This is a genomic window from Yokenella regensburgei ATCC 49455, from assembly GCF_000735455.1.
Lineage (GTDB): Bacteria > Pseudomonadota > Gammaproteobacteria > Enterobacterales > Enterobacteriaceae > Yokenella > Yokenella regensburgei.
On sequence record NZ_JMPS01000010.1, the window covers coordinates 42,176 to 68,859 of the forward strand.

General features: G+C 55.7%; 24 protein-coding genes and 3 tRNA genes. 10 read left to right on the plus strand and 17 right to left on the minus strand.

Features of this window, described 5'->3' with window-relative positions:
• Positions 1-127: 127 nt before the first annotated feature.
• From purA to nnr, 11 genes are all read right to left on the minus strand, one after another.
• Entirely contained in the window at positions 128-1,426 is a 1,299-nt protein-coding gene (gene purA, locus GYRE_RS02265) for an adenylosuccinate synthase (protein ID WP_006816796.1), read from the minus strand.
• 102 nt (positions 1,427-1,528) lie between these two features.
• On the minus strand, positions 1,529-1,726 hold the full coding sequence (locus GYRE_RS02270; RefSeq protein WP_006816795.1) for a DUF2065 domain-containing protein: 198 nt from the start codon (positions 1,724-1,726) through the stop codon (positions 1,529-1,531).
• Positions 1,727-1,798: 72 nt separating this feature from the next.
• A complete protein-coding gene (hflC, locus tag GYRE_RS02275; RefSeq protein WP_006816794.1) occupies positions 1,799-2,803 on the minus strand; it encodes a protease modulator HflC in 1,005 nt (334 codons plus the stop codon).
• Between the two features lie 2 nt (positions 2,804-2,805).
• Complete coding sequence (gene hflK / locus GYRE_RS02280) at positions 2,806-4,068, minus strand: FtsH protease activity modulator HflK (protein WP_038252677.1); 1,263 nt, start codon at positions 4,066-4,068, stop codon at positions 2,806-2,808.
• Positions 4,069-4,152: 84 nt separating this feature from the next.
• Complete coding sequence (hflX, locus tag GYRE_RS02285) at positions 4,153-5,433, minus strand: ribosome rescue GTPase HflX (RefSeq protein WP_038252679.1); 1,281 nt, start codon at positions 5,431-5,433, stop codon at positions 4,153-4,155.
• 74 nt (positions 5,434-5,507) lie between these two features.
• A complete protein-coding gene (hfq, locus tag GYRE_RS02290) occupies positions 5,508-5,816 on the minus strand; it encodes an RNA chaperone Hfq (protein WP_006816791.1) in 309 nt (102 codons plus the stop codon).
• 85 nt (positions 5,817-5,901) lie between these two features.
• Entirely contained in the window at positions 5,902-6,852 is a 951-nt protein-coding gene (gene miaA, locus GYRE_RS02295; protein WP_006816790.1) for a tRNA (adenosine(37)-N6)-dimethylallyltransferase MiaA, read from the minus strand.
• Positions 6,845-8,701, minus strand: a complete 1,857-nt coding sequence (gene mutL / locus GYRE_RS02300) for a DNA mismatch repair endonuclease MutL (protein WP_006816789.1) — start codon at positions 8,699-8,701, stop codon at positions 6,845-6,847. Before mutL ends, miaA begins: the two co-directional genes overlap by 8 nt.
• A 9-nt stretch (positions 8,702-8,710) precedes the next feature.
• A complete protein-coding gene (gene amiB, locus GYRE_RS02305; RefSeq protein WP_006816788.1) occupies positions 8,711-10,048 on the minus strand; it encodes an N-acetylmuramoyl-L-alanine amidase AmiB in 1,338 nt (445 codons plus the stop codon).
• A 17-nt stretch (positions 10,049-10,065) separates the two neighbouring features.
• A complete protein-coding gene (tsaE, locus tag GYRE_RS02310; RefSeq protein ID WP_006816787.1) occupies positions 10,066-10,527 on the minus strand; it encodes a tRNA (adenosine(37)-N6)-threonylcarbamoyltransferase complex ATPase subunit type 1 TsaE in 462 nt (153 codons plus the stop codon).
• Positions 10,520-12,046: a bifunctional ADP-dependent NAD(P)H-hydrate dehydratase/NAD(P)H-hydrate epimerase gene (gene nnr, locus GYRE_RS02315; protein ID WP_038252682.1), complete on the minus strand. Its 1,527-nt coding sequence runs from the start codon at positions 12,044-12,046 to the stop codon at positions 10,520-10,522. The genes tsaE and nnr overlap by 8 nt, the downstream gene beginning before the upstream one ends.
• Between nnr and queG the strand changes: the two genes are divergently transcribed.
• Positions 12,045-13,184 (plus strand): tRNA epoxyqueuosine(34) reductase QueG, encoded by a 1,140-nt coding sequence (gene queG, locus GYRE_RS02320; RefSeq protein WP_038252684.1) that lies wholly within the window; start codon positions 12,045-12,047, stop codon positions 13,182-13,184. The genes nnr and queG overlap by 2 nt on opposite strands.
• Positions 13,185-13,454: 270 nt before the next feature.
• Here queG and GYRE_RS02325 read toward each other — a convergent pair.
• The 4 genes from GYRE_RS02325 to orn all read right to left on the minus strand — a co-directional run bounded on the left by GYRE_RS02325 (position 13,455) and on the right by orn (position 14,624).
• A tRNA-Gly gene (locus GYRE_RS02325) sits at positions 13,455-13,530 on the minus strand.
• Positions 13,531-13,565: 35 nt separating this feature from the next.
• Positions 13,566-13,641: transfer RNA gene (locus GYRE_RS02330), tRNA-Gly, on the minus strand.
• A 156-nt stretch (positions 13,642-13,797) separates the two neighbouring features.
• Positions 13,798-13,873, minus strand: a tRNA-Gly gene (locus tag GYRE_RS02335).
• A 205-nt stretch (positions 13,874-14,078) separates the two neighbouring features.
• A complete protein-coding gene (orn, locus tag GYRE_RS02340; protein ID WP_006816784.1) occupies positions 14,079-14,624 on the minus strand; it encodes an oligoribonuclease in 546 nt (181 codons plus the stop codon).
• 105 nt (positions 14,625-14,729) lie between these two features.
• Here orn and rsgA point away from each other — a divergent pair, with 105 nt between their 5' ends.
• The 3 genes from rsgA (at position 14,730) to mscM (ending at position 20,243) form a co-directional block, all read left to right on the plus strand.
• Entirely contained in the window at positions 14,730-15,785 is a 1,056-nt protein-coding gene (gene rsgA / locus GYRE_RS02345) for a small ribosomal subunit biogenesis GTPase RsgA (protein WP_038252687.1), read from the plus strand.
• A gap of 119 nt (positions 15,786-15,904) precedes the next feature.
• Positions 15,905-16,897: an archaetidylserine decarboxylase gene (asd, locus tag GYRE_RS02350; protein ID WP_038252689.1), complete on the plus strand. Its 993-nt coding sequence runs from the start codon at positions 15,905-15,907 to the stop codon at positions 16,895-16,897.
• Between the two features lie 22 nt (positions 16,898-16,919).
• On the plus strand, positions 16,920-20,243 hold the full coding sequence (mscM, locus tag GYRE_RS02355) for a miniconductance mechanosensitive channel MscM (RefSeq protein ID WP_006816781.1): 3,324 nt from the start codon (positions 16,920-16,922) through the stop codon (positions 20,241-20,243).
• Between the two features lie 43 nt (positions 20,244-20,286).
• Here mscM and epmA read toward each other — a convergent pair whose 3' ends face one another.
• Positions 20,287-21,264, minus strand: coding sequence for an elongation factor P--(R)-beta-lysine ligase (gene epmA, locus GYRE_RS02360; RefSeq protein ID WP_006816780.1), 978 nt, complete (start codon positions 21,262-21,264; stop codon positions 20,287-20,289).
• Between the two features lie 310 nt (positions 21,265-21,574).
• Between epmA and frdA the strand changes: the two genes are divergently transcribed.
• The 5 genes from frdA (at position 21,575) to GYRE_RS02385 (ending at position 25,507) form a co-directional block, all read left to right on the plus strand.
• Positions 21,575-23,365: a fumarate reductase (quinol) flavoprotein subunit gene (gene frdA, locus GYRE_RS02365; protein WP_006816779.1), complete on the plus strand. Its 1,791-nt coding sequence runs from the start codon at positions 21,575-21,577 to the stop codon at positions 23,363-23,365.
• Positions 23,358-24,092 (plus strand): succinate dehydrogenase/fumarate reductase iron-sulfur subunit, encoded by a 735-nt coding sequence (locus GYRE_RS02370; protein WP_006816778.1) that lies wholly within the window; start codon positions 23,358-23,360, stop codon positions 24,090-24,092. Before frdA ends, GYRE_RS02370 begins: the two co-directional genes overlap by 8 nt.
• 10 nt (positions 24,093-24,102) lie before the next feature.
• Positions 24,103-24,498, plus strand: a complete 396-nt coding sequence (gene frdC, locus GYRE_RS02375) for a fumarate reductase subunit FrdC (protein WP_038252691.1) — start codon at positions 24,103-24,105, stop codon at positions 24,496-24,498.
• A gap of 10 nt (positions 24,499-24,508) precedes the next feature.
• Positions 24,509-24,868 (plus strand): fumarate reductase subunit FrdD, encoded by a 360-nt coding sequence (gene frdD, locus GYRE_RS02380; protein WP_038252695.1) that lies wholly within the window; start codon positions 24,509-24,511, stop codon positions 24,866-24,868.
• Between the two features lie 108 nt (positions 24,869-24,976).
• Positions 24,977-25,507, plus strand: a complete 531-nt coding sequence (locus GYRE_RS02385; RefSeq protein WP_038252697.1) for a lipocalin family protein — start codon at positions 24,977-24,979, stop codon at positions 25,505-25,507.
• On the opposite strand, the gene sugE is transcribed toward GYRE_RS02385, so the two are convergent.
• Positions 25,504-25,821 (minus strand): quaternary ammonium compound efflux SMR transporter SugE, encoded by a 318-nt coding sequence (gene sugE / locus GYRE_RS02390; RefSeq protein WP_006816774.1) that lies wholly within the window; start codon positions 25,819-25,821, stop codon positions 25,504-25,506. The two genes, GYRE_RS02385 and sugE, sit on opposite strands and share 4 nt — an antisense overlap.
• Positions 25,822-26,070: 249 nt before the next feature.
• On the opposite strand from sugE, the gene GYRE_RS02395 reads away from it, so the two are divergent.
• Positions 26,071-26,664, plus strand: coding sequence for a LuxR C-terminal-related transcriptional regulator (locus GYRE_RS02395; protein WP_006816773.1), 594 nt, complete (start codon positions 26,071-26,073; stop codon positions 26,662-26,664).
• Positions 26,665-26,684 lie beyond the last annotated feature (20 nt).

Sequence of the window (26,684 nt, forward strand, 5' to 3'; positions counted from 1 at the left end):
AAACAGGGGGAAAGCGGGTATTATTACTATTGATGATAAACCAGCCTGGACTTCAGCCGCTAATTTATTTGAACGAGGAAGGAAAATGCGAGGATATTGGGGCACCCTGAAGGTGCCCCTGACATGATTATGCGTCGAACGGGTCACGCAGGATCATGGTCTCAGTGCGGTCCGGGCCGGTAGAGATAATATCAACCGGAACACCAGTCAGCTCTTCAATACGAGCGATGTAGTTCAGCGCTGCCTGCGGCAGGCCACTACGTTCTTTCACACCGAAGGTGGTCTCAGACCAGCCCGGCATGGTTTCGTAGATAGGCTCGATACCTTCCCAGTCGTCGGCTGCCAGCGGAGTGGTGGTCACTTCGCGGCCATCCGGCATGCGGTAAGCTACACAAATTTTCACTTCTTTCAGGCCGTCCAGGACGTCCAGCTTGGTCAGACAGAAACCCGACAGGGAGTTGATCTGTACCGCGCGACGTACTGCAACGGAGTCCAGCCAGCCAGTACGGCGGCGGCGGCCGGTAGTTGCACCGTATTCGTTACCCTGCTTACACAGGAACTCACCGGTTTCATCAAACAGCTCGGTCGGGAACGGACCGGCACCCACGCGAGTGGAGTATGCTTTGATGATGCCCAGGACGTAGTTTACATAGCGCGGGCCAAGGCCAGAACCTGTTGCTACGCCACCAGCGGTGGTGTTAGAAGAGGTTACGTACGGATAAGTACCATGGTCGATATCCAGCAGGGTACCCTGTGCGCCTTCGAACATCACGAAGTCGCCACGCTTGCGCGCCTGGTCCAGCAGGTCAGAAACGTCAACAACCATTGCAGTCAGGATATCGGCAACCGCCATAACATCATCCAGCACTTTCTGGTAGTCAACTGCTTCTACTTTGTAGAAGTTAACCAGCTGGAAGTTGTGATATTCCATCACTTCTTTCAGTTTTTCAGCGAAGGTCGCTTTGTCGAACAGGTCACCCACGCGCAGACCGCGACGAGCTACTTTGTCTTCATAAGCAGGACCGATACCACGACCGGTAGTACCGATAGCTTTCGCACCGCGTGCTTTCTCACGTGCGTTATCCAGCGCGACGTGATAATCGAGGATCAGCGGACAAGCTTCAGACAGCAGCAGACGTTCACGAACCGGGATACCACGGTCTTCCAGTTCTTTCATCTCTTTCATCAGCGCAGCTGGAGACAGCACAACACCGTTACCAATGATGCTGGTCACATTGTCACGGAGAATACCTGATGGAATGAGATGGAGGACGGTTTTTTCACCGTTGATTACGAGAGTGTGGCCTGCGTTGTGTCCGCCCTGGTAGCGAACTACATATTTGGCCCGTTCAGTCAGAAGATCTACGATCTTTCCTTTACCTTCGTCACCCCATTGGGTGCCCAGTACGACGACGTTGTTACCCATTTTTCAAAATCACCGTTTGCTTAAAAAAGGATTCTACCATCGCTTTTTCAGAGTTACAGCACTTTTTGACCCCTAAATTAGGCAAATCTGACTGTAATTTGATCAGCCAACCGTTTTCCTCAACATGTAGTATATAACGATCCCCGCAACCACAAGACCTCCGCCAAAACGTCGCAGCAGGTGGTCGGGCAACTGGCTCATCGTCGCGACCATCCGTCGCCAGGCCTTGGGATAGAGCATCGGGCCGAGACCTTCCAGCACCAGAACCAACGCGAGTGCCAGCCAGATTGTTGAGTTCATTTTGATTCCTTATAAAAGAAAACCACCGCTTTCCAGAGGAAGCGGTGGTTTGACAGCAAAGCGAGCTAAATATTAACGCGTCGTTGAGCTCGGCGTCTTCATATAACGGAAGAAATCGCTGTCCGGGCTCAGAACCATGACGTCCTGGTTACCTTCAAAGCTGTTTTCATAAGCGCGCAGGCTACGGATAAAGGCATAGAAGCCTGGATCCTGGCTGAACGCGTCGGCAAACAGTTTCGCGGTTTCCGCATCACCTTCACCACGCAGGATAAGACCCTGGCGCTCGGCTTCTGCCAGCGTTTTCGTCACTTCGTAATCCGCGGTAGCGCGCAGTTTTTCTGCTTCTTCCTGGCCCTGAGAACGATGGCGACGAGCGACGGCTTCACGCTCAGCGCGCATACGGTTGTAGATAGCCTCAGAGACTTCCGCTGGCAGGTTGATCTGCTTGATACGGACGTCAACCACTTCGATACCCAGTGCCGCCATACTGTTCGGGTTGATGACCGGCACTTTGCCGTTGGTCTCTTCCTGAACACGTTCAGCAGCTTTGGCAATCGCGTCGTCGGCCGCAGGCGTCGTCACTTCATCTTCAGTGCCCGCAGAACCGGAGTTCAGCGCATCACGAACTTCCAGCGTCAGACGACCACGAGAATCGGTCACGATGTCTTTCACATCGAGGCGACCAATTTCAGAGCGCAGACGGTCAGAGAATTTACGCTTCAGCAGAACCTCGGCCTGGGAGACGTCGCCGCCGCCGGTCGCCAGGTAGTAACGGCTGAAGTCGCTGATGCGCCATTTGATGTAGGAATCAACGATCAGGTCCTTTTTCTCTTTGGTCACAAAGCGATCGGCCTGGTTGTCCATGGTCTGAATGCGCGCATCCAGCGTTTTTACTGATTCAATAAACGGCACTTTAAAGTGCAGGCCCGGCGCAAACACCAGCGGTTTGTTTTCGTTGTCGCGAACGACTTTACCGAAACGCAGTGTAATACCGCGCTCACCTTCTTTGACAACAAAAACAGAGGCATACAGCGCTACCAGCACGATGACAATTATCGCAATAACAGACTTACGCATCGTTATTCCCCCTGACGCTGGTAATCGTTACGCTGCGCGTTAGCGCGGCGTTGGTCCATGATATCGCCCTGACTGGTGGACGATGTGTTGCTTGCTGCGGTGCTGGAAGAGGAAGCCGGCGGCAGACGTAACAGGTTGTTTGCCGCGCTCTTATCGCTCTTTGCTGCCGGTGCATTACCACCCTTCAGCATCTGATCCAGCGGCAGCACCATCAGGTTGCCGCTCTTATCGTTAACCAGCACTTTGCGAGTATGGCTCAGCACTTTTTCCATGGTTTCGATATACAGACGTTCACGCGTAATTTCCGGCGCTGCTTTATATTCCGGCAGAACTTTCGAGAAGCGATCCACTTCACCCTGTGCTTCAAGGATGGTCTGAGTCTTATACGCACGGGCCTCTTCGAGGATACGCTGCGCCTGACCGTTAGCACGTGGCTGTACTTCGTTGGCGTAAGCTTCTGCTTCACGGATGTACTGCTGTTCGTTTTCACGAGCGGCAATCGCATCGTCAAATGCGGCTTTCACCTCTTCCGGCGGACGAGCGGCCTGGAAGTTGACGTCCAGCAGGGTGATACCCATGTTGTACGGACGAATTGTCTCTTCCAGCTCACGCTGAGTATCGCTACGGATAACCGTACGACCTTCGGTCAGAATACGGTCCATGGTGTATTTACCGATAACGCCACGCAGCGCACTGTCCGTTGCCTGACGCAGGCTGTCGTCCGGGCTGGTCACGCTGAACAGGTAGTTCTGCGGATCGGTAATGCGGTACTGCACGTTCATCTCAACGCGCACCACGTTTTCATCAGAAGTCAGCATCACGCCGGACGCCGCCAGTTCACGCACCGCTTCGACGTTAACCGGGGTCACTTCATCAACGAAGGTCGGCTTCCAGTTCAGGCCTGGCTCAACCAGATGGCTGAACTTACCAAAACGCGTCACCACACCACGCTCGGCTTCCTTGATGGTATAGAATCCACTGGCTGCCCAGATGATCACAATAGCCGCCGCGACGATGCCGACAATGCGTCCGCTCATCTGACCGCGAGGCCCTTGAGTATTATTGCTTCCACCGCCCTGACCGCCTTTACCGCCGCCCAGACCGCCGAGCTTTTTGCTCAGTTTGCGGAAGATATCATCCAGATCCGGTGGCCCCTGCTCGCGACCGCCTTTGTTACCGTTACCCCCAGAGTTGCCGCCTTGATTATTGCTGCTTCCCCACGGGTCGCGGTCCTGTCCGTTGTTACCGGGCTGATTCCACGCCATGTATATGCTCCATATTTGTTATGCGGTGTTTATACCCATCACGTTCAGGTATAGAGGCGAAACCTTCAGGCTAGTCCCTTCCGGTCAGACCACGTAGTCCACCAGTGCAGGTTCTTGTTTACAGAGACGACGCCAGTCAACGATTGGCATGCGCACCTGCATCCCGACGCTGCCGTCATCCTCCATCCACTCTTTTTCTATCGCCTGAAGCTGATAAAACCGGCTTCGCAGACGACCTTCCTGCGGTGGCAGACGCAACGTGTGCTGCGCTATTTCCCCGGAAAGACGTTCCGTTAAAGCCTGGAAAAGCAGTGGTACGCCGACCCCGGTCTGTGCTGAAAGCCACACCCGGATCGGTTTATTCTCTTCATCCCGGTCGATACGCGGCTCAAAATCATCCAGCATATCGATTTTGTTCATCACCAGAAGCGTTGGGATCTCGTCCGCTTCGATCTCTTCGAGGACGATATTCACCGCATCGATGTTTTCCTGCAGACGGACGTCAGCGGCGTCTATCACATGCAGCAACAGCGTCGCCTGCCGGGTTTCCTGCAGCGTCGCTTTAAACGCCGCCACAAGGTCGTGCGGCAAATGACGGATAAAACCTACGGTATCCGCTAATACGGTCTCACCGACGTCAACCACGTCGATACGACGCAGCGTGGGATCAAGCGTAGCGAACAGCTGATCCGCCGCATAAACCTGCGCTTCAGTTATCTGGTTAAACAGCGTCGACTTCCCGGCGTTGGTGTATCCCACCAGCGACACGGTCGGTATATCGGCTTTGGTTCGCGAACGGCGCCCCTGCTCACGCTGTTTTTCTACTCTTTCAAGGCGCGAGAGGATTTGCATGATGCGATTGCGCAGCAAACGGCGGTCGGTTTCCAGCTGGGTCTCACCCGGACCGCGCAAACCAATCCCGCCTTTTTGCCTTTCAAGGTGGGTCCAGCCGCGCACCAGGCGCGTTGCCAGATGGCGCAGCTGCGCCAGCTCAACCTGCAGCTTACCCTCATGGGTACGCGCACGCTGGGCAAAAATATCTAATATCAGACCAGTACGATCGATAACCCTGCACTTACACAAACGCTCCAGGTTACGTTCCTGGGCGGGCGATAATGCATGGTCAAACAAGACAACGGATGCCCCGGTCGCTTTTACGGCCTCTGCAATTTCGACAGCCTTACCTTCACCTACAAAATACTTTGGGTGCGGCGCTTTACGGCTACCGGTAATCACCTGCATTGCTTCGACACCGGCGGAGGAGACCAGAGATTCAAACTCCTGGAGATCTTCCATATCTTTGTCTTGCGAAAAATAGATGTGTACCAGTACCGCCTGCTCACCGGCGTCATAACGGTCAAACAAGCGTTATATCTCCTGAAATACCAGCGGGGAACGCAAAAATCTGCTTCCCCGACATGGATAAACAGCCATCAACCTTATTCGGTATCGTCGCTGTCCTGCGCAGGCGCAGAAGAACCCTGCGCGTTGCTGCCGTGGTGGTAGTTACTGGTGCTACCGCCCGCATTGTTGCTGTGATGAGAAACAGGGCGAGACGGGACAACAGTAGAAATTGCGTGCTTGTAGACCATCTGGCTGACCGTGTTTTTCAACAGGATCACGAACTGATCGAAAGACTCAATTTGCCCTTGCAGCTTAATACCATTCACCAAATAAATAGAAACTGGAACACGCTCCCGACGCAATGCGTTCAGGAACGGATCTTGTAAAGATTGCCCCTTAGCCATTCTCTCTTTTCCTTATATGCTTGTTTTGTACTTTGAACCTTTCGGTTCTGAAAAATTGCGCACGATACGGTTCAATTGTACACATTCAGCCCGCAGTCGCACCAACTACCTGTAGTACTTCGTTGAACGCCTGTTCAGGTTGTTCACTGTCTAACCAGTGAACGCCGTCCCAACCGCGCAACCAGGTCACCTGGCGCTTTGCTAACTGTCTCGTGGCGCAAATACCTCTATAAACCATTTCATCGTAGGAGATCTCGCCTTCAAGGTAAGACCACATCTGGCGGTATCCCACACAACGAATGGAAGGCATATCCGTATGCAAATCTCCACGGGCATACAGCGCCCGCACTTCAGCTTCAAAACCTGAAGCCAACATCTGGTTAAAACGCTGCTCGATACGTTGATGGAGCAGTTCACGGCTCGCCGGGGCGATGGCGAACTGATGCACCTGATACGGCAAAGCGTCTCCTGACGTTTGCGTCAGTTCCGTTAAAGTTTTACCCGAAATGAAAAAAACTTCCAGTGCCCGGGAAAGTCTTTGCGGATCATTCGGATGAATGCGGGCAGCAGCCACCGGGTCAATATCCCGAAGTTGCTCATGCAACGCCCCCCATCCGCGCTCTGCAGCATCCTGCTCAATTCTGGCTCTGACCTCCGGATCCGCCGATGGTAATGGCGACAACCCTTCCAGCAAAGCCTTGAAATACAACATTGTTCCACCCACCAGCAGCGGAATACGGCCCGCCGCGGTGATTTCAGCCATCTCTGCCAGCGCATCGCGGCGAAAATCTGCCGCCGAATAAGCCTGCGCCGGATCGAGGATGTCGAGCAACCGGTGCGGTGCCGCGCGAAGCTCTTCCGCGTCTGGCTTAGCCGTACCGATATCCATCCCTTGGTAAATAAGGGCGGAGTCTACGCTTATCAACTCTACTGGCAAAACTTTACGCAACTCAATGGCCAGCGCGGTTTTACCTGAGGCCGTTGGCCCCATTAAAAAAATTGCCTTTGGCAAATTTGCTTTTATAACGTCACTCATCTTTCAGGGCGTTCATCGCCGAATGCAGGTCAACGGATTGTAACAGACCACCCGGCGGCGCTTTTACCAGCTGAGGGCATAAGCGCTCAACATCGGCCAGTACCGCAATCGCCTGAGCCATATTCCATTGCGTGTGTTCGCTCGCCAGATGACGAGAAATCCACTGCGCAAGGTCGCTGGCAACGAAGGTGCTTTGCGGCGCAAGGTAGCCTATCAGTTCAGGAATCAAGATTTGTAAATTTTGTTGTCTTAAGGGTAAAGGCACCGCCCGCACCGTGACGTGCTGCGCCTCCAGCTGAATATCAATACCCAGTTCGACCAACGCAGACTGCGCCTTTTTCAGCGCCGCCGTTTCGGGATCCGATATCTTAAGACGCAGCGGGATCAGTAGTGGTTGCGCACACACGGACTCCTGTCCCGGCGTAAGCTGCGCCTGGCGTAACCAGCGCTCGGCAACCGGCAACGCCAGCAGGGATAAACGCCCGCCGCGTTCCAACAGCGCACAGTCGCCGTCGACAATGGTCAGCACACGACCAAAACTCTGGCTATGGCCGTCAAGGCTGCTCGGCTGTGGTTTTGCCTGCGGCTTTTGCGCGGGTTCCGGCGTCTCCAGCAGATGGCGATATAGCGTCCCCTGCTGCTTTTGGTATCCCGGTTGAGCGTTCGGCCACGAGGCATTGCCGCCGCGTGGCGAGGAGCTTGCCCCTTTCGCAGTATAAGAAGGGGCCTGCGGTTCACGCGTTGCCGCGGGCTCAGCAAACTGATTGCGCCCCGCCGCCGCCCGGTTCTCCGGAATATGGCGCGCCGGAGCCTGCTCTTCTTCGCCTGCGAGCGGCAGTGGGGTTTCCAGCTGCTGTTGCAGCACGCTCAGCACACCCTGATAGATAAAGTCATGCACCAGACGCGACTGGTGGAAACGCACCTCATGTTTGGCCGGATGCACGTTCACATCCACCTGATGCGGATCGATAGTCAGATACAGGACAAAAGCGGGTTGTTGATCGGCCCCCAGCTTGTCTTCGCAGGCCTGACGAATGGCGTGGTTGATCAGGCGATCGCGCATCATGCGACCGTTGACGTAGCAGTACTGAATCTCCGTCAGCGCCGGAGTGACGTGGTTCGGATCTGCGACCCAGCCACGCAGAGTGAGATCGCCGTGCTGCCACTCAATAGCCAGCGCCTGCTCAAGAAACGGGGTACCACAAATGGCGCCCAGGCGACGCTCCTGCTGCCCGCCTTCCGGTACCGCACGGTACTGGCGCACCAGTTTGCCGTTATGACTGAGCTGAATTGTCACGTCGAAGCGCGCCAGCGCGATGCGGCGTACGACCTCATCAATATGCCCAAACTCGGTTTTTTCAGTGCGCATAAATTTGCGCCGCGCCGGGGTGTTGTAAAAGAGATCGAGCACTTCGAGGGTAGTTCCCACCGGGTGCGCGGCCGGTTTCACCGTCACCGCCATATCGCGACCTTCGGCATAGGCCTGCCAGGCTTCCTGCTGTTCTGCTGTGCGGGAGGTGAGCGTCAGGCGTGAAACGGAGCTGATACTGGCCAGCGCTTCACCGCGAAAACCTAGGCTGATGATGGCTTCAAGATCGTCGAGGGTAGCGATTTTACTGGTAGCGTGGCGCGCTAACGCCAGCGCCAGCTCGTCTTTCTTAATACCGCCGCCGTTATCACGAATGCGGATGAGCTTAGCGCCGCCGCGCTCGATATCAATATCGATTCGCGTGGCGCCCGCATCAAGACTGTTTTCTACCAGCTCCTTGACCACCGATGCAGGGCGCTCCACCACTTCGCCCGCGGCGATCTGGTTCGCAAGCTGCGGCGGCAGAACCTGAATCGGCATAACCTCTCCTTAATTGAAAGAAGGACCACCTGGCGCCGCGGCGCTGGCAGTCTGGGCAGGGTTTCCTTGCGGCGCAGACTGGATAGGGTGGTTGCTAAAATAGTTTCTGAGGCCTTTATAGATAGCCTCTGCGAGCTGCTGCTGGTAGTCGTCGCTGCCGAGCAGGCGTTCTTCGCTGCTGTTACTGATAAAACCGGTTTCGACGAGAATGGACGGGATATCAGGCGAACGCAGTACGCCAAGGCTCGCGTGCTCCGGACGACTCTTGTGTAGATTACCAATTCGCTCAAGCTGCCCCAGCACATCCTTCGCCACATCATACCCGACACGCTGGGAATGGCCGAACTGTAAATCCAGCACTGCCTGGCTCAGGTAAGGATCGGACTGATTGTTGGCAAGCACATCACCCGCACCGCCGAGCAGTTCAGATTGCTTCTCATGCTGCTCAAGCCAGCCCGCCATTTCGCTGTTGGCGCGGCGGTTAGACAGCACCCACACAGAGGCGCCGGTCGCGTCGCGATTCGGTGCCGCGTCAGCATGAATAGAGACCAGGAAGCTGGCGTTCTGCTTACGTGCCACATCGGAACGCCCCATTACCGAGATAAAGTAGTCACCATCGCGGGTGAGAACGCCTTTAAACATCGGATCGTCATTGAGCAGGGTGCGCAGTTTCCGCGCCACCGCTATCGTCACGTTCTTTTCACGCGTGCCGCCAGGGCCGATTGCCCCCGGATCCTGACCACCGTGACCGGCGTCGATGGCGATAATTACCTTATCACCAGACTCAGCGCGGGCACGAGCGGCCGGGCGCGTAGAGGTGTTACTGCTGGTGACAGATGTAATACGATCGTCACTGGATTTAAACGGATTACGCACCGGCTCTGCCGGGCGAGGGGCCACGACCGGCGCTTCCTGACGCTTAGCTATGACCGGCGCGGGCGGCGGCGGAGGTGGCGGTGGGGCATCCGCATTGATGGTAAAGACGACGGTATAGTTCGCGCCATTTTGCTGCTTAGAGACGCGCGTTTTGCCGTTTTCGGTGAGAGAGACCACCAGTCGCAGCGACCGATCGTCCTTCGGCGTACCCGAACGAATGCTTTTCACCAGATTGTTGCCGCTAAAATTCAGCGGTAGCCCCTGGATCACCCCACTCTGTTTGATATCAAGTGCCACACTACGTTTACCGTCCTGCGTATAGGAATACTCAGGGTCACCCATAAAGCTGAAGGTAATTCGGGCCTGTTGGTCTCCGTTTGAGACCTGAATGTCGGATAAACTGGCTGCGCTGACCTGCAGGGTCAGCAACATCAGCGCCGCCATGAATGCACTTTTCACGCGATACATCATCCCGCCATCCCTTTAAATTAACTGGCTAAGCGCGCCAGCAATGACTCACCCAGCGGAGAAACGGCGGTCACCCGCGCCTCCCGCCCTTGCGCCTGGTAATCTATGTGAATTTCGACATCCGGTTCAGGCAATACACCCGCGCCCTGTTGCGGCCACTCCACCAGGCAGATGGCATCATTAGCAAAGTAATCGCGGATCCCCATAAATTCGAGCTCCTCTGGGTCCGCAAGACGGTACAAATCAAAGTGATAAACATTTAATGCATCGAGCGCATAGGGCTCGACCAGCGTATACGTTGGGCTTTTCACGTTGCCCTTGTGCCCCAGTGCCTGCAAGAAACCACGACTGAAGGTCGTTTTGCCCGCTCCCAAATCACCGTACAAATAAATCACGGTTGCGCCTGCGCACGCCTGCGCGATACGGTGGCCAAGGTCTAACGTCGCCTGCTCGTCGGGTAAAAGAATCACTCGATTAATCATGGTTTAAGTCAATCACATCCGGGTTAACAACACGCACAAGCGTGGAAAAAAGATCGGTTGCCAGCATTCCGCGGGTACCAGTAACAGCAGCCAGCCTGTCAGCGGCGGCGCCATGCGCAACACAGCCTGCACAGGCGGCATCATACGGCGATAGCCCTTGCCCCAGCAATGCACCGATGATGCCCGACAGCACATCACCCATACCACCGCTCGCCATACCGGGGTTTCCGGCATCAATAATGCCGAGCGCACCACGCGCATCCGCTACCACCGTGCCCGCCCCTTTGAGCACCACCACCCCACCGTAACGTTGTATCAGACGACGGGCAGCAAGCAGGCGATCGTTTTCAATCTCAGCGATCTGACAGCCAAGCAGGCGGGCAGCCTCACCGGGGTGCGGCGTTAATATGCGATTGTGACGTTTATCGGGATTGATTGCCAGAAGGTTCAGCGCGTCGGCGTCCCAGAGCATCGGTTTACGAAAATTCTCGGTTTTTCGCAGCGCCTGGCGGCCCCATTCGCTCTGACCAAGCCCTGGGCCAATCACCACCACATCAGCCCACTGCAGGCTCTCTTCCAGCGAGGTGGCGGTAAGCTCATGAACCATCAGTTCAGGACGCGCGGTGATAATTGGGTTGATATTCTCGATGTGAGTAAGCACTCGCACAAGTCCCGCCCCCGCGCGCAGCGCCGCCTCACCCGCCATGCGGATGGCGCCAGCGGTACCGTAGTCGCCCCCGATGACCACCACTTTACCGTGGTCGCCTTTATGCGATGTCGGTTTGCGCGGCGGTAGCCAGTGCGAAAGCTGGGAGGCATCAAAGCGGGTTATGGAGGTTGGCTGCGTGGCAAGCCAGGTCTCCAGCCCAAGTGCATCATGGTGCAGGATCCCTACCACATCGCGGGCCCTGCCGGTAAGGAGTCCGGGTTTCAGGGCGATAAACGTGATGGTGTGCGCGGCCTGGATAACCGCCCCCGGTGCCGCGCCGGTTTGAGCATGAAGGCCCGAGGGAATATCCAGTGCCACTACCGGTGCCGTATGCTCATTTGCTTGGGTAATCAGGCTCGCTACCGGGTTTCGTGGTGCGCTGGCAAGGCCGGTGCCAAGCAGCGCATCGATAATCAGGTCAATATCGGCAGGCCAGGCGATATCGGCAGAGTGGATGATCCCCCCGGCATTCAGCCACGCGTCTCGCGCTTCACTCGCTTCGTCGGGCAATGGTTTTTCGCTTTCCAGTGCCAGCAGCGTCACGCGGATCCCTTGAGCGACAGCCAGCCGCGCCACGACATAGCCATCGCCGCCGTTGTTGCCATGGCCGCACAGAATCAACCAGTGCTGGGTTGTGGGGTAGGTACGTCGCGCTACGGAAAACGCCGCCGCGCCCGCGCGTTGCATGAGCTCAAAAAGCGTCAGTCCCAGGCTGTCCGCCGCCGCTTTTTCAGCGCGACGGAGCTCGTCCGCAGCCCAGATGGAATGTGGTATACTTACGAGGTTACTCGTCAATGTATGGTCCGTCATGTCACAGCCCCTCGATCTCAATCAGTTAGCGCAACAAATCAAACAATGGGGCACTGAACTCGGCTTTCAGCAGGTCGGCATCACCGATACCGATCTCAGCGCCAGCGAGCCTGAATTTCAGGCATGGCTGGACAAACAATACCACGGCGAGATGGAGTGGATGGTGCGTCATGGCATGATGCGCGCCCGCCCTCACGAATTATTGCCCGGTACGCTACGCGTGATTAGCGTGCGGATGAATTATCTGCCCGCCAATGCTGCATTCGCCAGCACACTGAAAAACCCTGCTCTTGGTTACGTCAGCCGTTATGCCCTGGGGCGTGATTATCATAAGCTGTTGCGTAATCGTCTGAAGAAACTGGGCGAAATGATTCAGGAACAGTGTGCTTCGCTGAATTTTAGACCTTTTGTCGATTCTGCGCCTGTTCTTGAACGTCCATTAGCAGAAAAAGCCGGGCTTGGCTGGACAGGTAAGCACTCACTAATCCTCAGCCGCGACGCCGGCTCGTTCTTTTCCCTTGGCGAATTATTAGTCAACATTCCGCTTCCGGTCGACAACCCGGTAGAAGAAGGCTGCGGGCGCTGCGTGGCCTGCATGACCATTTGCCCCACCGGGGCGATTGTTGAGCCCTATACGGTAGATGCCAGACGCTGTATTTCCTATCTGACCATTGAGCTGGAAGGCGCTATCCCGGAGGAGTTTCGTCCGCTCATGGGGAATCGTATTTATGGATGCGACGACTGCCAGCTCATCTGTCCGTGGAACCGTTACTCTCAGCTTACCGACGAAGACGATTTCAGCCCGCGCAAAGCGCTGCACGCCCCCGAACTGATTACCCTGTTCGCCTGGGACGAAGCCTGGTTCCTTAAAGTCACCGAAGGTTCTGCCATTCGCCGTATCGGCCACCTGCGCTGGCTGAGAAATATTGCCGTCGCACTCGGCAATGCCCCCTGGGATGAAGCCAACATTCGGGCGCTGGAAAGTCGCCGAGGTGAGCACCCACTTCTTGATGAACACATAGAATGGGCGATTGCGCAGCAAATCGATAAGCGTAATGCCTGCGTGGTTGAAGTACAGTTGCCACAAAAACAGCGGCTGGTGAGAGTTGTCGAGAAGGGATTACCGCGCGATGCCTGATTCATTCACAGCTTGTGAATAAAATAAAAAAGGCATTGCGTATCAACGCGCAGAAATTCGTCAAGCGATCGCGACAACATTTTGAAATCAATTTTTATCGTTAATTTTCAATGCATTATCAAAATATTATTCACCTGACTAATCATTTAGCCATTCTTAGCGAAAGACGGGTTCTGTGGATAACTCTGTGAGCAAGAGTATTTCAGGCACGAAATAAAACGTCCCCAGCAGTAAATTCCGCTGTGGATAATCTGGAGGAGGTGAAGAATTTGGAGCGGGAAACGAGACTCGAACTCGCGACCCCGACCTTGGCAAGGTCGTGCTCTACCAACTGAGCTATTCCCGCTTGGGTGGTGCATGCTTTGCAGCATTTTCAAATTTTGGAGCGGGAAACGAGACTCGAACTCGCGACCCCGACCTTGGCAAGGTCGTGCTCTACCAACTGAGCTATTCCCGCTTAATCTTCGTCTTTCAAGCCGCTACTGCGTTGGCTGCCTTCACTCACCTTAGTCACTTACTTAAGTAAGCTCCTAAGGATTCGTTCAGTTGCCGCCTTGTTGCAACTCGAAATCCTGCGATTGGGTGGTGCATGCTTTTCAGCATTTTCAAATTTTGGAGCGGGAAACGAGACTCGAACTCGCGACCCCGACCTTGGCAAGGTCGTGCTCTACCAACTGAGCTATTCCCGCAAATTTGTGGCTGTCGTAACGTGCAATTCTCTGTCGTTACGGGAGGCGCATTATACGAGAAATCCGTTTAGCTGCAACCCCTTCAACCGCAATTTTTTGTGCTTTTCGTCTGAATGCTGATTTTATCAGCAAAGTGTGCAATTTAACGGCAAATCCCCGGCAAAGCAAGTCTGCCGGACCACACAAACGTCGGTCCGGCCACAAATTACAGCTGAATAAAATGCTCGCGGTAGTAAGCAAGCTCAGCCACCGACTCACGAATATCGTCCATCGCCTGGTGAGTGCCCTGCTTCTTGAAGCCTGCCAGAATTTCTGGTTTCCAACGGCGAGCCAGCTCTTTCAGGGTGCTGACATCGAGGTAGCGGTAGTGGAAATAGCTTTCCAGCTCCGGCATATATTTAAACAGGAAGCGGCGGTCCTGGCCGATGCTATTGCCACAGATAGGCGATTTTCCTTCAGGGACCCACTGTTTAAGAAACTCAATGGTCGCGAGTTCCGCCGCGCGGTCGTCCTGGGTGCTCGCTTTTACACGTTCTACCAGCCCGCTTCCGGTGTGGGTACGAACGTTCCACTCATCCATCAGCGCCAGCTGCGCGTCGCTCTGATGCACCGCAATTGTCGGGCCTTCCGCCAGAATGTTCAGATTCGCATCGGTCACAAGCGTAGCGATTTCGATAATACGATCGCGCTCCGGATCGAGGCCCGTCATTTCAAGATCGATCCAAATCAGGTTGTTTTCATCTGCACTCATGCTATTTTCCACCCTTCTCGCGTCACAACGCAGTGACTATATTCATCTAAAATAGCGTGTATCATAGAGGTTTTGCCTGACTTGGGCGACCAGGAGCCAGCAAGATTGAGTAAAAATAAACTCTCCAAAGGACAACAGCGCCGGGTAAAAGCTAACCACCAGCGCCGACTCAAAACGACTGCGGAGAAGGTCGATTTCGATGACAACCTGTTCGGCGAACCCTCCGAAGGCATCGTCATCAGTCGTTTTGGTATGCATGCCGATGTGGAATCCACAGCAGGTGACGTTCACCGCTGCAATATCCGCAGGACTATCCGATCCCTGGTGACCGGCGATCGCGTGGTCTGGCGGCCAGGAAAAGCCGCGGCCGAAGGGGTAAACGTGAAGGGTATCGTGGAAGCGGTACACGAGCGTACCTCGGTGTTGACGCGTCCGGATTTCTACGACGGTGTGAAACCCATCGCCGCGAATATCGACCAGATAATCATCGTCTCAGCTATCCTGCCAGAACTGTCGCTGAACATCATCGACCGGTATCTCGTCGGCTGTGAGACCCTCGATATCGAGCCGCTTATCGTCCTGAACAAAATCGATCTGCTCGACGACGAAGGCATGGCTTTCGTCAATGAGCAGATGGATATCTATCGCCGTATTGGTTATCGGGTACTGATGGTGTCCAGCCGAACCGAACATGGCCTTGACCCGCTGAAAGACGCGCTGACCGATCGCATCAGCATCTTTGCCGGGCAGTCCGGGGTGGGGAAATCCAGCCTGCTGAACGCCCTGCTGGGGCTAAAAGACGACCAGATCCTGACCAACGATGTTTCTGATAACTCGGGGCTTGGCCAGCACACCACCACGGCCGCTCGCCTGTATCACTTCCCGCATGGCGGTGATGTGATTGATTCCCCTGGCGTTCGTGAGTTTGGCCTCTGGCACCTGGAGCCGGAACAAATCACCCGCGGGTTTGTCGAATTCCATGATTATTTAGGCCTGTGTAAGTATCGCGACTGCAAACACGATACCGATCCTGGCTGCGCCATTCGTGAAGCGGTAGAAAAAGGTGAAATCGCCGAAACGCGCTTTGAGAATTATCACCGCATTCTGGAAGGCATGGCTGACGTAAAAACGCGTAAAAACTTTTCGGAAACCGATAACTGAGAATTATGCTGGCGACGACTGACATTTACGCCGGACGTCGCTAAAATCGGCCGCTTTTCGATAAGATCTGGTGACGTTACGCCGGATCAGGAACGACAAATCATGGCCTGGAGGCTATTTTGCTAAACGATCTTAAACTTTCCTTGCAATACATTCTGCCTAAACTGTGGCTCACCCGCCTCGCAGGCTGGGGTGCAAGCAAACGCGCAGGCTGGCTGACCAAACTGGTCATCGACCTGTTCGTTAAGTACTACAAGGTCGATATGACAGAGGCGCAAAAGCCAGATACCGCCAGCTATCGCACCTTTAACGACTTCTTTGTTCGCCCGCTGCGTGACGATATCCGCCCGGTGAATACCGACCCGAACGTGCTGGTGATGCCGGCGGATGGCGCAATCAGCCAGCTTGGCCGCATCGAAGACGACAAAATTCTGCAGGCGAAGGGCCACAACTACACGCTGGAAGCCCTGCTCGCCGGTAACTACCAGATGGCGGACCTGTTCCGTAACGGGACCTTCGCGACCACCTATCTGTCGCCGCGCGACTACCATCGTGTGCACATGCCGTGCAACGGTATTCTGCGGGAAATGATTTATGTACCGGGCGATCTGTTCTCGGTAAACCACCTGACGGCGCAGAACGTACCTAACCTGTTCGCGCGTAACGAGCGCGTCATTTGCCTGTTCGATACTGAATTTGGTCCGATGGTGCAGATCCTCGTTGGTGCGACCATCGTCGGCAGCATCGAAACCGTGTGGGCAGGAACAGTGACTCCGCCGCGTGAAGGCATCATCAAACGCTGGACATGGCCTGAAGGCGAGAGCGAAGGCGCCGTAGCACTGCTGAAGGGCCAGGAAATGGGTCGCTTTAAGCTCGGCTCCACCGTTATCAACCTGTTTGCTCCGGGCAAAGTGACCCTTGTTGAGCACCTGCAGAGCATGTCAGCCACGAAACTCGGCCAGCCGCTGGCGGTCTCTACTGAGTTCACCACTCCGGTCGAAGCCGAGCCAGTCGTTGAAGACATTGCCGAACCGATTGTGCAGCCGCAGGCTGACACAATGGTTGAAGAGAGCGCCAGCCCGCTGGCCAATGACAAGAAAGACGAAGGTTAATTCCTGACAAAAGGGTTTCGCCGTGCGCCTGATTATCACTTTCCTGATGGCCTGGAGCCTCAGCCTGGGGGCGTACGCAGCGACGATCCCCGACGCCAGACAGATAACCCAGGAACTGGAGCAGGCAAAAGCGGCAAAACCCGCCCAGCCTGAAACCGTAGAGGCCCTCCAGGCCGCGCTGAATGCGCTTGAGGAGCGAAAAAACTCTCTCGAGCGCACTCAGCAGTATCAGCAGGTTATCGATAACTACCCCAAACTCTCCCAGGCGCTGCGCTCGCAGCTGAATAACCTGCGCGATGAACCTCGCCAGGTCCCGACCGGGCTTTCCAGCGACACGCTGAACCAGGAGATCCTGCAGGTCAGCAGCCAGTTGCTGGAAAAAAGCCGTCTGGCGCAGCAGGAACAGGATCGCGCCCGGGATATTGCCGATTCACTGAACCAACTGCCGCAGCAGCAAACCGACGCTCGTCGTTTACTGAACGAAGTTGAACGCCGTGGCGGTTCGGTCGCCGGGAGCTCGTCGTTAGCTCAGGCACAAAATCTGAATCAACAGGCCGAAGCCGCACGACTGAAAGCACAGGTCGACGAATTAGAACTCGCCCAGCTATCCGCTAACAACCGCCAGGAACTCTCGCGGATGCGCTCAGAGCTTGCGAAAAAGCAGAGCGAACAGCTTGATGCTTACCTGCAGGCGCTGCGTAATCAGCTCAACAGTCAGCGTCAACAGGAAGCTGAGCGCGCGCTGGAAAGCACCGAGCTGCTGGCGGAAAGCAGTGCTAACTTACCTGCCGGTATCGTTAACCAGTTCAAAATCAACCGCGAGCTTTCTGCCGCATTGAACCAGCAGGCCCAGCGGATGGATCTGGTCGCTTCGCAGCAGCGCCAGGCCACGAATCAAACCGTGCAGGTACGCCAGGCCCTGAACACGCTGCGCGAACAGTCGCAGTGGCTGGGGGCTTCAAACCTCGTTGGTGAAACGCTTCGCGCCCAGGTCGCGCGTCTGCCTGAAATGCCGAAACCGCAGCAGCTCGACACCGAGATGGCCCAACTGCGCATCCAGCGTCTGCGTTATGAAGATCAACTGAGTAAGCAGCCGCAGCTGCGCCAGACGCTGCAAGCAGAAGGCACACCGCTGACGGCCGAGCAGAACCGTATTCTCGATGCCCAGCTACGGACCCAGCGCGAACTACTCAATTCTCTTCTCCAGGGCGGTGATACGTTGATCCTCGAGCTGACAAAGCTCAAAGTCTCAAACGGTCAACTGGAAGACGCGCTGAAAGAGGTGAACGAAGCCACTCACCGCTACCTGTTCTGGACCTCTGACGTCAGCCCTATCGGCTTTAGCTGGCCGCTGGAAATTGTTCAGGATCTGCGTCGTCTGATTTCGCTCGACACCTTCAGCCAGCTGGGCAAAGCCTCCGTGATGATGCTGACCAGCAAAGAGACGCTGTTCCCGCTGTTTGGCGCCCTCATTCTGGTTGGCTTCAGTATCAGCTCGCGTAAGCACTTCACCCGCTTCCTGGAGCGTTCCAGCGCCCGGGTTGGTAAAGTCACCCAGGACCACTTCTGGCTGACGCTGCGCACCGTATTCTGGTCGATTCTGGTGGCTTCTCCGCTACCGGTGCTGTGGATGACGCTGGGATATGGTTTGCAGGAGGCCTGGCCCTACCCGCTGGCGGTGGCCATCGGCGACGGCGTGACCGCCACGGTGCCGCTGCTGTGGGTAGTCATGATCTGCGCCACCTTCGCCCGTCCGAATGGCCTCTTCGTGACCCACTTCGGCTGGCCGCGCGATCGCGTAGCGCGGGCGATGCGTTACTACCTGATGAGCATTGGCCTGATTGTGCCGCTGATCATGGCGTTGATGATGTTCGATAACCTCGATGACCGTGAGTTTACCTCCTCACTCGGCCGGTTATGCTTCATTCTCATCTGTGGTGCATTGGCGGTGGTGACGCTAAGCCTGAAACGCGCCGGGATCCCACTGTATGTCGATAAAGAAGGCAGCGGTGATAACCTGCCCAACCGGATGCTGTGGAACCTGCTGATGAGCGCCCCGCTGGCTGCGATGCTGGCTGCGGCGGTTGGTTATCTGGCAACTGCACAGGCTCTGCTCGCTCGTCTGGAAACGTCGGTGGCTATCTGGTTCCTGCTGCTGGTTATCTACCACGTCATTCGCCGCTGGATGCTCATCCAGCGGCGCCGTCTGGCGTTCGATCGTGCGAAGCACCGCCGCGCCGAAATGCTCGCTCAGCGCGCCCGCGGTGAAGAAGACCATCACGCCACCAGCCTTGAAGGCTCGGCGGAGGTGGAAGTCAGCGAGGTCGATCTCGATGCCATCAGCGCCCAGTCCCTGCGGCTGGTTCGTTCCATCCTGATGCTCATCGCGCTGGTCTCAGTGATTGTGCTGTGGTCGGAAATTCATTCCGCTTTCGGCTTCCTTGAGAACATTTCGCTGTGGGACGTTACCTCAACGGTGAAAGGAGTTGAAAGCATTGAGCCCATCACCCTTGGCGCCGTGCTGATTGCTATTCTGGTGTTAATCATCACCACTCAACTGGTGCGCAATATGCCTGCCCTGCTGGAGCTGGCGCTGCTTCAGCATCTCGATCTCACGCCGGGCACCGGCTACGCCATTACCACCATCACCAAATATCTGCTGATGCTGATTGGTGGACTGGTGGGCTTCTCGATGATTGGCATTGAATGGTCGAAGCTGCAGTGGCTGGTCGCGGCACTCGGTGTCGGGCTGGGCTTTGGTTTACAGGAAATCTTCGCCAACTTCATCTCTGGCCTGATTATCCTCTTCGAAAAACCGATTAGGATTGGTGATACGGTGACCATCCGTGACCTGACCGGCAGCGTAACCAAAATCAATACCCGCGCCACCACCATCAGCGACTGGGACCGTAAAGAGATAATCGTGCCGAACAAAGCGTTTATCACCGAGCAGTTCATCAACTGGTCGCTGTCGGATTCGGTGACTCGTGTAGTGCTGACGGTGCCAGCGCCGTCGGACGCGAACAGCGAAGAGGTCACACAGATCCTCTACACCGCCGCCGAGCGCTGCTCGCTGGTGATCGATAACCCGGCACCGGAAGTGTTCCTCGTTGATTTGCAGCAGGGGATCCAGATTTTCGAGCTGCGTATCTACGCCGCTGAAATGGGCCACCGCATGCCGCTGCGTCACGAGATCCACCAACTGATTCTGGCGGGCTTCCGCGAGCATGGTATCGATATGCCGTTCCCGCCGTTCCAGATGCGTCTGGAAACGCTGGGCGGTAAAACGCCGGGGAAAACCATCTCTTCTGCGGGCAGACGCTCAAGAGCGCCGGGGAGTTTATAAGAGACAAGCCCTCTCCCGGACGGGAGAGGGTTAACGCGAGGGGTTACGCGCGATCGACCGTAAAGGCGATCACTTCAGCCAGGCTTTCCGCCCCCAGCGCCAGCATGATCACACGATCCACACCTAACGCCACGCCAGAGCAATCCGGCAGCCCTGCTTTTAATGCTTCCAGCAGGTTGGTATCAATCGGCTGCTGCGGCAGGCCACGAGCGGCGCGCTTGCGGTTATCCTGGTCAAAACGCTGCTGCTGTTCACGGGCATCGGTCAGCTCGTGGAAACCGTTCGCCAGCTCAATACCTTTGTAGTAAACCTCAAAACGCTCCGCAACCCGGTGATCTTCAGTGCTGATCTGCGCCAGAGACGCCTGGCTTGCCGGGAAGTGATACACGCAGACCGGACGGTCTTTGCCGATGTGTGGCTCAACGCCGAACGCAAACAGCATCTGCAGCAGCGTGTCGCGGTCTTCTTCGGTATCGGCAATGTTGCTCAGGTCGAGCTTAGCCGCCACTTCACGCAGCTGTTCTTTATCCGCGGACAGAGGGTCAATTTCCAGATGGCGCTGGAACGCCTGCTGATAGGAGAGGCTCTCTGCCGGCTGGCACTCCAGCACCTGCTGCAGGAAATCATCCACTTCGTTAATCAGGCGATACATGTCGAAGTGCGGACGGTACCACTCCAGCATGGTGAATTCCGGATTGTGATGGCGACCCATCTCTTCATTACGGAAACTACGGCACAGCTGGTATACCGGGCCACAGCCCGCAGCCAGCAGGCGCTTCATGTGATATTCCGGGCTGGTCATCAGGTACAGATTCATCCCCTGAGAATGGCCGGGGCCAACGAAACGGGTCTCAAACGGAACCAGGTTGATATCGGTGACCGTTGCCTGACTCATGCATGGCGTCTCCACCTCCAGTACCCCGCGATCCGCAAAGAAGCGGCGGATTTCCGCCATCACGGCGGCGCGTTTTAGCAGGTTAGGAATGGATGCGCTCGGCTGCCAGGTTGCCGTTTCGCTCATGGTAATTTCTCCGAATTGAAACAAGGGCACGAAGTCTACTCGCAACCGTCCGGACAGACAAATTTTGCACAGAAAATTTTCTCAGCACATTCCCTGATATCAATCCGTGACACGATTCATCAATTAGGGTGATAAATAACGTGACGTAACCGCAAAATAATCGAACACATCAATTTTCCCCTCTTTCCCAAAGGTTATACTGTTTTACCCATAAAGGAGCAGTGGAAACGCTTTCGCCATGGTAACGCCTTAGTCGTCAACTACGCTTGATGAGGCGCATTGCGAAAAAACAATAAACTGGAGGAATGTCGTGCAAACCTTTCAAGCCGATCTTGCCATTATAGGCGCCGGCGGAGCTGGATTACGTGCAGCCATCGCGGCAGCGCAGGCTAATCCCAACGCCAAAATCGCCCTGATCTCTAAAGTCTATCCCATGCGCAGCCATACCGTCGCAGCCGAAGGTGGATCTGCCGCCGTCGCGCAGGATCACGATAGCTTTGAGTATCATTTTCACGATACCGTTGCCGGTGGCGACTGGCTCTGTGAACAGGATGTTGTAGATTATTTCGTGCATCATTGCCCGACGGAAATGACCCAGCTTGAGCAATGGGGTTGCCCGTGGAGCCGTCGTCCTGACGGTAGCGTCAACGTGCGTCGCTTCGGGGGGATGAAAATCGAACGTACGTGGTTTGCCGCCGATAAAACCGGCTTCCACATGCTGCACACGCTGTTCCAGACATCACTCCAGTTTCCACAGATCCAACGCTTTGACGAACATTTTGTCCTCGACATTCTGGTCGATGACGGCCAGGCTCGCGGCCTTGTCGCCATGAACATGATGGAAGGGACGCTGGTACAAATCCGCGCCAACGCGGTGGTAATGGCCACCGGCGGCGCTGGTCGCGTTTATCGCTATAACACCAACGGCGGTATCGTGACCGGCGACGGCATGGGCATGGCGCTCAGCCACGGCGTGCCGCTGCGCGATATGGAATTCGTTCAGTACCACCCAACCGGCCTGCCGGGTTCCGGCATTCTGATGACCGAAGGCTGCCGTGGTGAAGGCGGTATTCTGGTCAACAAAAACGGCTACCGCTATCTGCAGGATTACGGTATGGGCCCGGAAACGCCGCTTGGCGAGCCGAAGAACAAATACATGGAACTTGGTCCGCGCGACAAAGTATCCCAGGCCTTCTGGCACGAGTGGCGCAAAGGCAACACCATCCCGACCCCGCGCGGCGACGTGGTCTACCTCGACCTGCGTCACCTGGGCGAGAAGAAACTGCTTGAGCGTCTGCCGTTCATCTGCGAACTGGCAAAAGCCTACGTCGGCGTGGATCCGGTGAAAGAGCCGATTCCGGTACGTCCGACCGCGCACTACACCATGGGCGGTATTGAAACCGATCAGCATTGCGAAACCCGCATTAAAGGGCTGTTCGCCGTGGGTGAGTGTTCATCCGTTGGTCTGCACGGTGCTAACCGCCTCGGCTCTAACTCACTGGCAGAACTGGTGGTCTTCGGCCGCATGGCGGGTGAACAAGCCATGGAGCGCGCCTCCGTTGCCGGGGAAGCCAACAGCGCGGCCCTCGACGCGCAGGTCGTTGACGTTGAAAACCGCCTGAAAGCGCTGGTGAATCAGGAAGGTAACGAAAACTGGTCGAAGATCCGCGACGAAATGGGTCTTTCTATGGAAGAAGGCTGCGGTATCTATCGTACGCCGGAGCTGATGCAGAAAACCATCGACAAGCTGGCAGAGCTGCAGGAACGCTTCAAGCGCGTACGCATCACCGACACTTCCAGCGTCTTCAACACCGACCTGCTGTACACCATTGAGCTGGGTCACGGCCTGAACGTTGCCGAATGTATGGCGCACTCCGCCATGGCGCGTAAAGAGTCCCGTGGGGCGCACCAGCGCCTGGACGAAGGCTGCACCGAGCGTGACGACGTCAATTTCCTGAAGCACACCCTCGCCTTCCACAACGCAGATGGTTCGCTTCGCCTCGACTACAGCGACGTGAAGATCACCACCCTGCCGCCAGCAAAACGCGTGTACGGTGCTGAAGCGGAAGCGGCCGAGAAGAAGGAGAAGGCCAATGGCTGAGATGAAAAACCTGAAAGTTGAGATTGTGCGCTACAACCCGGAAGTGGACTCCGCACCGCACAGCGCTTTCTATGAAGTCCCTTACGATGAGCAAACCTCACTGCTGGATGCCCTGGGCTACATCAAAGATAACCTGGCCCCGGACCTGAGCTATCGCTGGTCGTGCCGTATGGCTATCTGCGGCTCCTGCGGCATGATGGTCAACAAAGTGCCTAAGCTCGCCTGTAAGACCTTCCTGCGCGATTACACCAACGGCCTCAAGGTTGAGGCGCTGGGTAATTTCCCGATCGAACGCGATCTGGTGGTCGACATGACCCACTTTATCGAAAGTCTGGAAGCGATTAAGCCGTACATCATCGGCAACCCGCGTACACCGGATCAGGGTCCGAACATCCAGACCCCGGCGCAGATGGCGAAGTATCACCAGTTCTCCGGCTGCATCAACTGCGGTCTGTGCTACGCCGCCTGCCCGCAGTTTGGTCTTAATCCTGAGTTTATCGGCCCGGCGGCCATTACCCTGGCGCATCGTTACAACGAAGACAACCGCGACCACGGTAAGAAGGAGCGTATGGCGCAGCTTAACGGTCAGAACGGCGTGTGGAGCTGTACCTTTGTGGGCTTCTGCTCTGAGGTATGCCCGAAACACGTCGATCCGGCTGCCGCCATTCAGCAGGGTAAAGTCGAAAGTTCGAAAGACTTTCTTATCGCTACCCTGAAACCACGCTAAGGAGTGCACTATGACGACTAAACGCAAAGCGTATGTACGGCCAATGCCGGCTACCTGGTGGAAGAGTCTGCCTTTCTATCGCTTCTATATGCTGCGTGAAGGTACAGCGGTGCCAACAGTCTGGTTCAGTCTGCTGTTGATTTACGGTCTGTTTGCCCTGAAGCATGGTCCGGAGTCCTGGACTGGCTTCGTTGGTTTTCTGCAAAACCCGGTGGTGGTTATCCTGAACCTCATCACCCTTGCAGGTGCGCTGCTGCATACCAAAACCTGGTTCGAACTGGCGCCGAAAGCCGCAAACATTATTGTTAAAGGCGAGAAAATGGGTGCCGGCCCTGTCATTAAAGGGCTGTGGGCTGTCACGATCGTTGTGACCGTTGTCATCCTGTTTGTCGCGCTGTTCTGGTAAGGAGGCCAAAGTGATCAATCCAAATCCAAAGCGTTCGGATGAACCCGTATTCTGGGGGATGTTTGGCGCGGGCGGCATGTGGGGAGCCATCATTGCACCGGTGATTGTGCTGCTGGTAGGTATTTTGCTACCGCTGGGACTTTTCCCGGGCGATGCGCTGGGCTATGACCGCGTGCTGGCATTTGCCCAGAGCTTTATTGGCCGTGTGTTCATCTTCCTGATGATCGTGCTGCCGTTGTGGTGCGGCTTACACCGTATCCACCACGCGATGCATGACCTGAAAATCCACGTTCCTAACGGTAAGTGGGTATTCTACGGCCTGGCGGCTATCCTGACGGTCGTCACGCTGGTCGGCGTTATCTTCCTGTAATGCAGAAGCCCTCTTAGCCGCACGGCTAAGAGGGCTTTTTTTCGCAAGTCCCCTGTTTTTTTCCTGCCACGCTCTACACTTAGCTTAAAACCCTGCAAGGAAGATATCATGCGTCTGATGCCTGGTATTGCTATGGTGGTTGCTGCGTTATTGCTGGCGGCCTGCAGTTCCCCAATTCCCCCCGCTGGCGTCACCGTCGTTACGCCGTTCAACACACAACGCTACCTCGGCACCTGGTATGAAATAGCCCGTCTCGACCACAGTTTTGAAAGCGGCCTTGAAAACGTCACCGCCACCTACAGCCTGCGTGATGATGGCGGTCTGAACGTGCTGAATAAGGGCTATAACCCCGATCGTGGCATGTGGCAAAAAACGGATGGTGTTGCGTACTTCACCGGTTCAACAAACGTTGCCGCCCTTAAGGTGTCGTTTATCGGCCCCTTCTACGGCGGGTATAACGTGATTGGGCTGGATAAAAACTACCAGCATGCGCTGGTCTGTGGGCCGGATCGCGACTATCTGTGGATCCTTGCCCGCACACCGACCATTTCCGCAGAAATGAAGCAGGTGCTACTGGCAAGCGCGACCCGGCAGGGGTTTGACGTCAGTAAGCTAATTTGGGTGAAACAGACGCGTTAGTGCGTGCTGAGCTTCAGGCCAATGATGCCGGCGACGATCAGCGCCAGGCTTGCGATACGCGCGACGCTCGCGGACTCACCCAACAGCAGGATCCCGGTGATGGCGGCCCCAACGGCACCGATACCTGTCCACACCGCATACGCGGTGCCAACGGGCAGGCTTTTCATCGCCCAGGAGAGCAACGCAACGCTCGCAATCATCGCGACCGCAGTGATAACGCTTGGGACGAGACGGCTAAAACCATGGGTGTATTTCAGGCCAACGGCCCAGACGACTTCAAGAAGACCAGCAACAACTAAGATTAACCAGGACATACGGACTCCAGTGTGGGGCCGTCCCCGGTGAGTGATACGCTTACAGGTCGTCCCGTAAGGTCTTTGGAAAAGTTATTCTACTCAAAGGGTCAGCAGATTCAAGACGTTTGACTTAAGTCACCCGTTAGCTATTTTTATTCCGCGAAATAAGCCCGTTTAGCGGCTCACATCGCGCCTTCATTCGCTTTATGGCTTCTTTATGATGAAAGTTTAGCGCGCTAGTCACGCTCATTTCATGACGAAAGCATCATGTATAAAACTCTCATTATTGACCGTTGCCATTTCAGCCGATGTGGGCTGGAGTCCTGGCTCAGACAGGTCGATTTGTTCGCATCTGCAGTATCCGTCACCAGCCTCAGCAGTCTGTTGTCGGCAAAAGAACACATCGAAATGTGGCAACCGCATGTGATTATTGCCGACCTCTGTGGATTCACCACCGAATTGCAACAGCTCCCCTGGCTCGTCTCCATTCTGAGCCACGCCTGGCCTCGGGCACGCCTGATCCTCTTTCAGGAGCATCTGCCTGCGGGCGAAGAAATGCACGATAACGCCTGGGCGCAACTCAACAAAAATATCGCGCTGGCGGACCTTGCTAACGTTATCGACGCTGCATTCCGCTCAAGCCCGGGGGCGAATCATCACCGCATTGTCACACCGCTGCTAACCCGCCAGGAAGAGAAAGTGCTGTCACTGTGGATGGAGGGGACAAACCATAACACCATCGCCCGCCTGATGAATATCAACGGTAAAACGGTATACACCTACAAAAGAAATATCCGCCTGAAACTGAAAATGGAAAATCGTTTCTCCCCATTTTTAGCCGTGACTGATAAAGCCGGATAACGGCACGGCCTTATTGCCGC

Coding starts and splice junctions, on each gene's coding strand:
- purA (WP_006816796.1), bottom strand. CDS start 1,426: ATGGGTAACAACGTCGTCGTACTGGGCACCCAATGGGGTGACGAAGGT.
- GYRE_RS02270 (WP_006816795.1), bottom strand. CDS start 1,726: ATGAACTCAACAATCTGGCTGGCACTCGCGTTGGTTCTGGTGCTGGAA.
- hflC (WP_006816794.1), bottom strand. CDS start 2,803: ATGCGTAAGTCTGTTATTGCGATAATTGTCATCGTGCTGGTAGCGCTG.
- hflK (WP_038252677.1), bottom strand. CDS start 4,068: ATGGCGTGGAATCAGCCCGGTAACAACGGACAGGACCGCGACCCGTGG.
- hfq (WP_006816791.1), bottom strand. CDS start 5,816: ATGGCTAAGGGGCAATCTTTACAAGATCCGTTCCTGAACGCATTGCGT.
- miaA (WP_006816790.1), bottom strand. CDS start 6,852: ATGAGTGACGTTATAAAAGCAAATTTGCCAAAGGCAATTTTTTTAATG.
- mutL (WP_006816789.1), bottom strand. CDS start 8,701: ATGCCGATTCAGGTTCTGCCGCCGCAGCTTGCGAACCAGATCGCCGCG.
- amiB (WP_006816788.1), bottom strand. CDS start 10,048: ATGATGTATCGCGTGAAAAGTGCATTCATGGCGGCGCTGATGTTGCTG.
- tsaE (WP_006816787.1), bottom strand. CDS start 10,527: ATGATTAATCGAGTGATTCTTTTACCCGACGAGCAGGCGACGTTAGAC.
- queG (WP_038252684.1), top strand. CDS start 12,045: ATGTCACAGCCCCTCGATCTCAATCAGTTAGCGCAACAAATCAAACAA.
- nnr (WP_038252682.1), bottom strand. CDS start 12,046: ATGACGGACCATACATTGACGAGTAACCTCGTAAGTATACCACATTCC.
- orn (WP_006816784.1), bottom strand. CDS start 14,624: ATGAGTGCAGATGAAAACAACCTGATTTGGATCGATCTTGAAATGACG.
- epmA (WP_006816780.1), bottom strand. CDS start 21,264: ATGAGCGAAACGGCAACCTGGCAGCCGAGCGCATCCATTCCTAACCTG.
- GYRE_RS02370 (WP_006816778.1), top strand. CDS start 23,358: ATGGCTGAGATGAAAAACCTGAAAGTTGAGATTGTGCGCTACAACCCG.
- frdC (WP_038252691.1), top strand. CDS start 24,103: ATGACGACTAAACGCAAAGCGTATGTACGGCCAATGCCGGCTACCTGG.
- GYRE_RS02385 (WP_038252697.1), top strand. CDS start 24,977: ATGCGTCTGATGCCTGGTATTGCTATGGTGGTTGCTGCGTTATTGCTG.
- sugE (WP_006816774.1), bottom strand. CDS start 25,821: ATGTCCTGGTTAATCTTAGTTGTTGCTGGTCTTCTTGAAGTCGTCTGG.
- GYRE_RS02395 (WP_006816773.1), top strand. CDS start 26,071: ATGTATAAAACTCTCATTATTGACCGTTGCCATTTCAGCCGATGTGGG.